Origin of the sequence: Mesorhizobium sp. M7A.F.Ca.US.005.03.2.1 (assembly GCF_003997795.1) — a bacterium.
Lineage (GTDB): Bacteria > Pseudomonadota > Alphaproteobacteria > Rhizobiales > Rhizobiaceae > Mesorhizobium > Mesorhizobium ciceri.
Genome location: NZ_RZRP01000140.1, coordinates 1 through 10,024, shown reverse-complemented (window position 1 = coordinate 10,024; position 10,024 = coordinate 1). Strand labels below are relative to the sequence as shown.

Sequence of the window (10,024 nt, the reverse complement as noted above, 5' to 3'; positions counted from 1 at the left end):
TGTGAACGTCAGGCGGAAATCAGCGTTTTTCCGGCAGCGGCGAGGCTTTCGGCGCCATCGATGACGCGCGCCCGCAAAGCGCTGACCTCGCCGAGCAGGTTTTCGGCGAAGAAGCGGCAAAGGGGAATACGGCCTTGATCGGCAAGAGCGCCGCGCGCCAGATAGGCGCCGCCGGCGGCAAGCGAGATCAGCCTGAGATAGGGCGTCGCGCCCGCCAGCGCCTCGTCCGCCCGGCCTTCGGCCGCCAGTTTCTGCAGGAAGCGGGTCGCTTCGCTGAGATCGCCAAGTGCCGCGTCGAGAGCGTCGGCGGTGCGGCCGAAACCCTGCAGGTTCGAGGTCCGCACCGCTGCGGCCATATCAGCCAGTTCGGCGATATAACCATGCACATGGTCGCCGCCGCCGAGCGGCAGCTTGCGCATCACCAGATCGATCGCCTGAATGCCGTTGGTGCCCTCGTAGATCGGGGCGATGCGCGCATCACGATAGAAGGCGGCCGCTCCCGTCTCCTCGATGAAGCCCATGCCGCCATGAACCTGGAGGCCGAGTGAGGCAACCTCGACGCCGATATCGGTCGAGAACGCCTTTGCCAGCGGCGTCAGCAGATTGGCGCGGTCGCGCCAGTGGGCCGCCTCGTCACCGGCGGAGACACGGGCCATGTCGATGGCGTGGGCACAGGAATAGCTGATGGCGCGCGCGGTCTGGGTCAGCGCCTTCATGGTCAGCAGGTTACGCTGGACATCGGGGTGATGGACGATAGGCGCCATACCCGTGCCAGTGTAGCTCGCGGCCTTGCCCTGCCGGCGTTCATTGGCATAGGCGATCGCCTTCTGCGTTGCGGCTTCCGCGACCGCTACCCCCTGCATGCCGACACAAAGCCGCGCATTGTTCATCATCGTGAACATGCAGGCGAGGCCCTTGTTCTCCTCGCCGATCAGCCAGCCGACGGCGCCGGGCTTGGCGCCCTGGAAACCATCGCCATAGATCATGGTGCAGGTCGGCGAGGCATGGATGCCGAGCTTGTGTTCAAGTCCGGAACAGAAGACATCGTTGCGCGCGCCGAGCGCGCCATCGTCGCCGACCAGGAATTTCGGCACCAGGAACAGCGATACGCCGCGCGTGCCGGCCGGCGCATCGGGCAGCCGCGCCAGCACCAGATGGATGATGTTGTCGGTGAAGTCGTGCTCGCCATAGGTGATGAAGATTTTCTGGCCGAAGATGCGGTAGCTGCCGTCACCCACCGGCTCCGCGCGGGCGCGCAAGGCGGCGAGGTCCGAACCGGCTTGCGGCTCGGTCAGGTTCATCGTGCCCATCCACTCGCCGGAGACGAGCTTTTCGAGATACTTTGCCTTGAGGTCTGTGGAGGCGTGTTTGTCGAGCGCTTCGACAGCACCCATGGTCAGCGTCGGGCCGATGCCGAAGGCCATGGCGGCGGAGTTCCACATTTCGAGCGCGGCAACGCCAAGCATGGTCGGCAGCGCCTGGCCGCCATATTCCTCAGGCCCGGAGAGCGCGTTCCAGCCGCCATCGATCCAGCGGCGATAGAGTTCCTTCCAGCCGGGTGGTGTGGTGACGGCAGCGTCCTTCAGCACGGCACCTTGCCGATCGCCGATCGTGTAGAGCGGTGCGACCTCTTCAGTGGCGAAGCGGCCGGCCTCGCCAAGAACGGCATCGACCAGGTCATCGCCGAGATCGCCGAACCTGCCGGCATCGAGCGCCGATTTCATGCCGGCGACATGCTTGAGCGTGAAGGCGATATCCTCGACCGGTGCCCTATACATGCCGCTCACTCCTCCTGATGCATCGGCCCGCCCAACCCTAGAGCCGGTGCCGCTGCAAAACCACCCGCCGTATCAGCGGTCTCCCATCTTCTTTTTACGTAAACGTCAAATTTTGTCACGCGGATTTTGCAATCGCGGCGGCGCGTATTAAGTTCAATCCATGCCGGATCAAGTCGACCGGCGACGGATCAGAACCAGCCAACCGGAACCGCCCATGCTTGCCAGACCCGACGCCTATCGCTGCATCGAATGCGGCCTGCCCTATCGAGCGGAGGGGTTCTGCTACCATGGCGGCAGACTGGACCACGGGGCCGCCTACTGGTCGGATCGCGGCATATTATGCTCGCCGCAATGCTCACTCGCCCACCACCGCAAACGCGCCGCCGAGGGCACGCTGCGGCAAGAGCCGGCTCCGGACCCGTTTGAATTCTAGCAGCTGATGCGTCGCCAGCTTTTCTGAAGTCAGCCCCGAAAGTACTTCCTTAACCATAGCCGTTCAGGATTTGTCTTTGATCAACGGGGATTCCCTGTTTTGAAAAGGACGGCGCGTCTCCTTCGCCGCTTGAAGAGTGTCGTGCCGACGCCCTTCAAGCCATTGTTTCCTCCGCATGTCGTTGCCCCAAAACCGCTGCACACTTTTGGCCGACATGCGCTGGCGCTTCTCGCCTTGGCGGCGACGATGGCGCTGTCCACGGCGGCAAAGGCTTCGGATTTTTCCGAGCCCTGGAAGAACGCCGACCGCGGTTTGGTGGTCGATGCCTACGAATACAATTCCATCGATTGGGCCCAACTCGCCACCGACAAGCGGGTCGTCGGCTTCATCAACAAGGCCTCCGACGGCATGCCGCCGCCCTATTTCTGCCTGGGCAACGACATTGAGGTGAAGCTTTGCAAGGCGCTGTGGAAACGCCATGCGGTGACGCGCGAACTGTTCCAGACGCGCCGGGTGGTGGCCAAGGCACTCGGCCTGAAATGGGGCGCCTATCACCTTGCCCGCCCCGGCAATCCGGTCGAGCAGGCCAACAATTTCCTCGATTTCGCCGAGCCTGCGCCGGACGATCTCATGGCTCTCGACATTGAGGGCAATGATCCCTCGCAATGGATGTCGCTCGACGACGCCGAGGAGTTCGTGCGCCAGGTGCATCGGCGCATCGGCCGTTTCCCGGTGCTGTACACCAACGGCAAGACCGCCCAGTACATTGCCGACAACAGCTACCGATACCGGCTCCTGTCGCGGCTACCGCTCTGGTATGCCCGCTACACCAACGACATCGACGTGCATTTTCCGATGGGCAACTGGCAAGGCTACGCACTGTGGCAGTTTTCGGCGCAAGCTAATTGCGGCCGTTTCCGCTGCCCTTACAGGGTTGCCGGCACGCCTAACGACATAGACGTCAATGTCGCGCCGACAGACGCCGCAACGCTGCGCGCGCAATGGCCGTTCGGCGGGCTTATCGACGTGCCGCCGGACTATCTCGCCTCCATACCGCTACCGGTTTCACGCGAGGCCGGCCTCGCCGGCAATGTCACCATCACCTATGCGTCTGTGGCCGCGCCGCCGACTTTCGAGGACATGGTCGCAGCGTTGGGGACACGCTGGTCCCGTTTCCGCGACGGCTTCCGCATGCCGGTCGTGAAGACGGTGCCCCGGAGACTGAGTTTCGGCATTGTACAATATGTCGCCTGGAAGCGGACCGAGCGGCGTTCGCCCGCACAACTCGACGCTGCCTTTGCCGCTGCCGATCCGCTCAGCACCGCTTCCACCGAACTCGATCGCGGCCAGCGGTAAGCCAACGCGGACTTCAGTTTCCCTGTTCGCGCGCCACCGCCTGCCAGCCGATATCGCGGCGGCAGAAACCGTCCGGCCAGTCGATGCGGTCGAGCGCGGCATAGGCTCGTTTCTGCGCCTCGCCGACCGTGGCGCCTGATGCCGTCACGTTGAGGACGCGGCCGCCATTGGCAACCAGCGCGCCGCCATTGATGGCGGTGCCGGCATGGAACACCTGGACGCCGTCGCTTGCCGCGTCTTCGACGCCGCGGATGACCGAGCCCTTTTCCGGCGTGCCGGGATAGCCTCTCGCCGCCATCACGACGGTCAGTGCCGCCTCGTCGCGCCAGCGCACCGAGGTGTGGGCAAGTTGGCCATCAACTGCCGCATTGAGCAGAACCAGCAGATCGTCCTTCAGCCGCATCATCAGCACCTGGCATTCCGGATCGCCGAAGCGGGTGTTGTATTCGATCAGTCTTGGCCCTTTGTCGGTGATCATCAGCCCGGCAAACAGCACGCCGGAAAAAGGCGCGCCCAGTTCGGCCATGCCGCGCATGGTCGGCTCGATGATCTCACGCATGGTGCGCTCGACCAGTTCCGGCGTCATCACCGGTGCCGGCGAATAGGCCCCCATGCCGCCAGTGTTCGGACCGGTGTCGCCGTCGCCGACGCGCTTGTGATCCTGCGCGGTGCCGAAGGGCAGTGCGGTGGTACCGTCGCAGAGGCAGAAGAAGCTCGCCTCCTCGCCGGTCATGAATTCCTCGACCACAACTTCCGCGCCGGCGGCGCCGAAGGAACCATCGAAGCAGGCATCGAGTGCTGCCTGTGCTTCACTGAGCGTCATGGCGACGGTGACGCCCTTGCCGGCAGCGAGCCCGTCGGCCTTGATGACGATCGGCGCCCCGGTCTTTTCGACATAGGCTTTGGCCGAGGCCAGGTCACTGAAACGGCCATAGGCGGCGGTGGGGATGTTGTAGCGGGCGCAGAGGTCCTTGGTGAAACCTTTCGAGCCTTCCAGCCGTGCCGCTGCCTTGGAGGGACCGAAGACGCGGATATTTTCGGCGCGCAGATCGTCGGCAATGCCGGCGACCAGCGGGCCTTCCGGACCGACCACGACGAGGTCGATTTTTTTCTCCCGGCAGAATGCGGTGACCGCGGCGTGATCGGCGATGTCGAGCTTGACCAGTTCGGCCTCGCCGCCAATGCCCGGATTGCCGGGGGCGGCATAAAGCTTCGTCAGCAGCGGCGACGCGGCGATCTTCCAGGCGAGCGCATGTTCGCGGCCGCCGGAGCCCAGAAGAAGAACGTTCATGGCCACCTCTTGATGCCGAAATTCTGCTCTGGCGGCCATCTGATGGCGTTTTCTGCGCTTCCCGTTCTACTGCGTGCAGTAGAACTGAGCTCACGGACCAAATGTCCGCTCCGCTACGGTTCTCGAAACCACCACCATATGACTCGCCAGAGCGAATTTCGAAACAGTCTCTTGGAGACCCGCTATTGCTCTCCGGGCGACGGGTCAAGGCATCAGGGTGTTTAGATCGCAATTGCGCACGGGAACGTTATCCCCGCCGCCAATTTTCTGGCGATTCGCTAGGCGGAGAAAACCACCGGAAACCAGTCCTCGCGCAGCCTCTCGCCCGGCTGCATGCCATGGCCGTAATAGGGCGGCGAGGTACGGCCCGGCCGCTCGACATAGCGCGCATCGTCACCGACCCAGCGCAGCGACAGCGCCCGGCGCCGCGCCGCGGTCATATTGCCACGCGCGCCATGCGCGGTCCTGAAGTCGAACAGGATGGCGTCGCCCGGCTCCATTTCCCATTCGAGCACCTTCATCGAAGGGTCCTTGTCGGGATCCGGCACCGGCAGATAGTCGCCCTCGCCGGCATAGAAATTGCTATCGTCGAGCCAGCGCACCGGCAGGATCATCTTGTCCCATTTGTGCGAGCCGGCGATCAGCCGCAGCGTCGCCTCCTTCACCGGGTCGATGGGTATCCAGAAGCTCACCGTCTGTTGGCCATCGACGAAATAGTAGGGGATGTCCTGATGCCAGGGCGTCGGCTTCTGCGTGCCGGGTTCCTTCACCAGCACATGATCATGGAAGAACTGCGCGGTGCGCGATTGCATCACCGCCGCCGCAAGTTCGGCGGCGGGTGAGTCCCGTACCAGGCTGACGAATTCGGGGATGCGCTCCCAGTTGCAGTAGTCATCGAAGAAACTACCGCGACCGTTGGCTATGTCGGATGCGGTGGCGCTGCGGTTCTGCATGTTGCGTTCGATGCCTGCGGCAATCGTGTCGACCCAGCCCTTGAAGGCGCCGCGAATGCAAACAGCGCCGTCACGCTGATAGTCGGCAATCGTGGACGCGCCGATCCTGGTGGCGTCGAGGGTGGCAGTCCGGGAAGCCATGGCGTTCTCCTCTTGGAATAAAGCCACTATCGCAATATCTATTCATTCGGTAAAATAATAACTTTCGATCTGACATATAGAGTGCCTCTATGAGTGTGACTCTCACGCAGCTACGCTATCTGGTTGCCGTGGCGCGTCACGGCAGCGTCACCGGCGCGGCAAAGATGCTGAACGTCTCTCAGCCGTCGATCTCGGTGGCCATCGACGCGGTCGAAAAGAATTTCGGCCAGAAACTGTTCGTCCGCCAGCGGGGAAGCGGCGTGTCGCCGACATCGTTCGGCCGCGCCGTCGTGGCCAAGGCAAGGCAGGTTCTCACCGAAACGGAGGAACTCATCGGCCTGGGTTCAAGCAAATCGGCTGTCAGCGGCGAGTTGGTGTTGGGATGCTTCGAGGATCTGGCGCCTTTCTTCGCGCCGGCTTTGATCCGCGCCTGCTCCGAACGCTATCCGGCCGTCAAGATCGTCGTTCGCGACGAGACGTTCGAGACGCTGGGTCGACGGCTGGGTGACGCGGCCATCGATCTCGGCCTGACTTATGATCTCAGCCTGCCGACGCATTTCGCCCGCATCCTGCTGCGTGAACTTCGCCCGCACGCGCTGTTGCCGGCAGGCCATGCCCTGGCGGATCGCCCGTCGGTCAGCCTTGCCGATCTGGCCGCCTATCCGCTGATCACCACCGACCAGCCGCACAGCTGGCAGCATATGCTCGACCTGTTCCGCAGCCGCGGCCTTTCGCCTGTGGCCGACATGACGACAAGCTCGTTCGAACTGCAACGGAGCATGGTCGCCAACGGCTTCGGCGTTGCGGTCAGCTACACCCGCCCGCATGGCGACCGCAGCTATGACGGGCTGCCGCTCATCTGCAAGCCGCTGTCGGATCCGCTGCCCATGCAGCGGATCCTGCTTACCTATGACACGCATCAGCGTGTGTCGAATGCAGCGCTGGCCTTCGTCGAGGTGGCCAAGGACTGGTTCGCCACCCGCGACATCTTTGCCTCGTGAAAGGCTGACGGGCGCCGCGTCTCCGCTTGCCGCTTGACGGTTTCCGCCGCTGCTGCCACTCCATGGGCATGGAAACCATCCAGTCGAAAGCGGCCCAGGGCCGTGTCGCCGATGCGCCGAACGGCCATTGGGTCTACCGCGTGCTGCCGCGCTCGATATGGCCCTATGCGCAGCTTGCGCGGTGGGACAGGCCGATAGGCTGGCAACTGCTGCTGTGGCCGTGCTGGTGGTCGGCGGCCTTGGCGGCAAGCGCCTATCCGCGTCCCGGCGACCCGCTGCTCTCACTGCTGCCGGCGCCTTTGTATCTCGTGCTTTTCCTGGTCGGGGCCATCGCCATGCGCGGCGCCGGCTGCACCTACAACGACCTCGTCGACGAGGACATCGACAACCAGGTGGAGCGCACGCGCTCGCGACCGCTGCCGTCAGGCAAGGCGACGCGCCGGCGGGCATGGCTGTTTCTCGTCCTGCAGGCCCTGGTCGGCCTCGTCGTGCTCATCCAGTTCAACAGCTTTGCCGTCCTGCTCGGCATCTGCTCACTGGCGGTCATCGCCATATATCCGTTCATGAAGCGGATAACCAACTGGCCGCAACTGGTGCTCGGCCTTGCGTTTTCCTGGGGCGCGCTGATGGGATGGGCGGTCGAGTTCGGCGATCTCGATGGGCCTGCTGTCATGCTCTATATCGGCTCGATCCTGTGGGTGATCGGCTACGACACGATCTACGCGCACCAGGACAAGGAAGATGACGCCATTGTCGGCGTGCGCTCGACGGCACGCCTGTTCGGCGACAACACCAAGGCCTGGCTGGCCGGACTTTATGGCGGCGCGCTGATCTGCTTCGCCATCGCCTTCGCGTCGGCGCAGGCGCCGGTGGTGGCGCTGGCCGGGCTGATCGCCGCCGGCGCTCATATGGCGCGGCAGATCGCCGTGTTGGACATCGACAATCCGGACCAATGCCTGCGCCTGTTCAGGTCGAACAACCAGGTCGGCTGGCTGATCTTCCTCGGCCTGATCGGCGGCGCTGTGTGGGTGGCTCTGAAGCCGCTGGTTTAGCGGCGCTTCTTCCTTCTCCCCTTGTGGGAGAAGGTGGATTGGCGCGCAGCGCCAAGACGGTTGAGGGGTGCGTGACGGAACGCCGGCATTGCCAAGCTGGAACACCCCTCATCCGACCGAGCTTCGCTCGGCCACCTTCTCCCACAGGGGGAGAAGGAAGAACCTTCCTACTCCCGCGAAATAATCTCCTGGCCGTCGATGACCAGCCTGAGACCGAGGTCGCCAGCTCTGCGGCGAGCGAGGAAACGCGGGCGGCGCGTGTTCGAAATCCGCCCCTTGCGCCGATCCTGCGGCGGCAGCGTCTTGATGGCGGCGCCGAGTGATTCTTCCAGGGTGCGGGCAACGCCGTCCGATTCGATGAGCAGCATCGGCAGGCGGTAAGCGTCGGCCCAGGCGCGCCAGTCGGCGGCGACATCGTCGAGATCGTCGGCCACCAGCAGCGGCACCGACAGCATCGGGTCGTTGTGCAGGAGTTCCAGGGTCACCGTGACATTGCCGTCCGGATCCTCCATGGCGCGGGCGGCAACGCCGCGGAACGCATTGGAGGGCAGAACGATGATCGCGGGCAGGCCGCTCATCTCGAGCAAGCGGCGGATCACGGCGCCGCGCTGGTCGATGGTGAAGGTTACATCGCCGTAGTCGTCGCGAGTCGCGTAGCTCACCACTTGCGGCAGGCGGAATGGGTCGAGACGCATGTTGCGTCCCGCCCAGACTGGCTTCAGTCCGGTGTTCATAGAGTGGCCTTCCTGTCTGTCTCCTGAGAGCCGGTGTCCGGTTCTCTCCGGGCCGGTTTTTCCAGCCTCGTTTGTATGGAGACAGTAGCGCGGGCTCCTTACCGCCCCGCTTAAGAAAGTCGGTTAAATTTTGCTGATCTCAGGGATGGTTATCGGAATCCCACCAGCCACAAGATGTCGAAAGGATCAGATAACCTTACCCGGATTCATGATGCCGGCCGGATCGAAAGCGGCCTTCACCCTTCGCATCAGATCGATCGCCATCGGCGGCGCGGTGGCGATCAGCTCGTCGCGCTTCAACTGGCCGATGCCATGCTCGGCCGAGATCGAACCGTGCAGGCTGCGCACCACATCGTGCACCGCCTTGTTCATGGGGTGATAGAGAGCGAGGAACGCCTCATCGTCGCCGTCGACGGGCCGGGAAATGTTGTAGTGGAGATTGCCGTCGCCCATATGGCCGAAGCAGACCACGCGCGCGCCGGCGCTCACCGACGCCACCGCGCCGGCGGCTTCTTCGATGAAACGCGGGATCGAGGCAATAGGCACCGAAATGTCGTGCTTGATCGAGGCGCCCTCCGGTTTCTGCGCCTCGGGCAGCAACTCACGGAAATTCCAGAAGGCATCGCCCTGCGCGAGACTCGCGGCAATGACGGCGTCGCCGACGAATTCCTGTTCGAGGCCAGCCGACAGCACATCCTCGATCAACGCTCTCGAATCTTCCGACGAACGGCCTGATGAAATCTGCATCAGCACGTACCACGGCCAGTCCTCGATCAGCGGCCGCACCACACCCTGGGCATGCGCCAGGGTGAAATCATATGGCCGCCTGCCGATCAGTTCGAAAGCGGTGAGTGCTGCCCCGGCACGGTCCATGGCCAGGCCGAACAGCGAAAGTGCCGCCTCGGGCGACGACAGGCCGACGAAGGCGACTTCGCGCCCCTTCGGTTTCGGGAACAGTTTCAGCACGGCGGCGGTGATGACGCCGAGCGTGCCTTCGGCCCCGACGAACAGGTTTTTCAGATCGTAGCCGGTGTTGTCCTTCTTCAGCTTGCGCAGGTCGTCGAACACCTCGCCGGTCGGCAGCACCACCTCGACACCGAGGCAAAGTTCACGCGCATTGCCGTAGGCAAGCACGCCGGTGCCGCCGGCATTGGAGGAAAGATTGCCCCCGATCTGGCAGGAGCCTTGCGCGGCCAGCGACAGCGGGAACAGCCGGTCGGCGGCGTCGGCTGCCTCCTGCAGCGTCTGCAGGATGACACCGGCTTCTACTGTTACGGTGTTGGAC

Annotated in this window: 9 protein-coding genes; 4 read left to right on the top strand and 5 right to left on the bottom strand. The window is 63.8% G+C overall.

Translation table 11 applies throughout. From position 1 onward, the window contains the following. Positions 1-8: 8 nt before the first annotated feature. Positions 9-1,778 carry an acyl-CoA dehydrogenase gene (locus tag EN991_RS10680; RefSeq protein WP_127368716.1) on the bottom strand — a complete coding sequence of 590 codons (1,770 nt, stop codon included), beginning with the start codon at positions 1,776-1,778 and terminating at the stop codon, positions 9-11. A 214-nt stretch (positions 1,779-1,992) separates the two neighbouring features. On the opposite strand from EN991_RS10680, the gene EN991_RS10675 reads away from it, so the two are divergent. Beyond that, positions 1,993-2,211 (top strand): hypothetical protein, encoded by a 219-nt coding sequence (locus EN991_RS10675; protein ID WP_013532811.1) that lies wholly within the window; start codon positions 1,993-1,995, stop codon positions 2,209-2,211. A gap of 246 nt (positions 2,212-2,457) precedes the next feature. After that, on the top strand, positions 2,458-3,567 hold the full coding sequence (locus EN991_RS10670) for a glycoside hydrolase family 25 protein (protein ID WP_164753913.1): 1,110 nt from the start codon (positions 2,458-2,460) through the stop codon (positions 3,565-3,567). Positions 3,568-3,580: 13 nt separating this feature from the next. Here the strand turns inward: EN991_RS10670 and purD are convergent, their stop codons facing one another. Further along, a complete protein-coding gene (gene purD / locus EN991_RS10665; RefSeq protein ID WP_127368714.1) occupies positions 3,581-4,858 on the bottom strand; it encodes a phosphoribosylamine--glycine ligase in 1,278 nt (425 codons plus the stop codon). 278 nt (positions 4,859-5,136) lie between these two features. Then, complete coding sequence (locus EN991_RS10660; protein WP_027164167.1) at positions 5,137-5,952, bottom strand: phytanoyl-CoA dioxygenase family protein; 816 nt, start codon at positions 5,950-5,952, stop codon at positions 5,137-5,139. Positions 5,953-6,041: 89 nt separating this feature from the next. Here EN991_RS10660 and EN991_RS10655 point away from each other — a divergent pair, with 89 nt between their 5' ends. Next, positions 6,042-6,953 carry a LysR family transcriptional regulator gene (locus EN991_RS10655; RefSeq protein ID WP_127368713.1) on the top strand — a complete coding sequence of 304 codons (912 nt, stop codon included), beginning with the start codon at positions 6,042-6,044 and terminating at the stop codon, positions 6,951-6,953. Positions 6,954-7,021: 68 nt separating this feature from the next. Next, on the top strand, positions 7,022-8,005 hold the full coding sequence (gene ubiA / locus EN991_RS10650) for a 4-hydroxybenzoate octaprenyltransferase (RefSeq protein ID WP_064995195.1): 984 nt from the start codon (positions 7,022-7,024) through the stop codon (positions 8,003-8,005). 167 nt (positions 8,006-8,172) lie between these two features. Here the strand turns inward: ubiA and EN991_RS10640 are convergent, their stop codons facing one another. Continuing rightward, the gene (locus tag EN991_RS10640) at positions 8,173-8,739 is read right to left on the bottom strand and encodes a DUF6101 family protein (protein ID WP_127368712.1); all 567 of its coding nucleotides are present in this window, start codon (positions 8,737-8,739) and stop codon (positions 8,173-8,175) included. 186 nt (positions 8,740-8,925) lie between these two features. Then, on the bottom strand, positions 8,926-10,024 hold a 1,099-nt coding region (locus EN991_RS10635), incomplete at its 5' end, for an FAD-binding oxidoreductase (protein WP_164768961.1).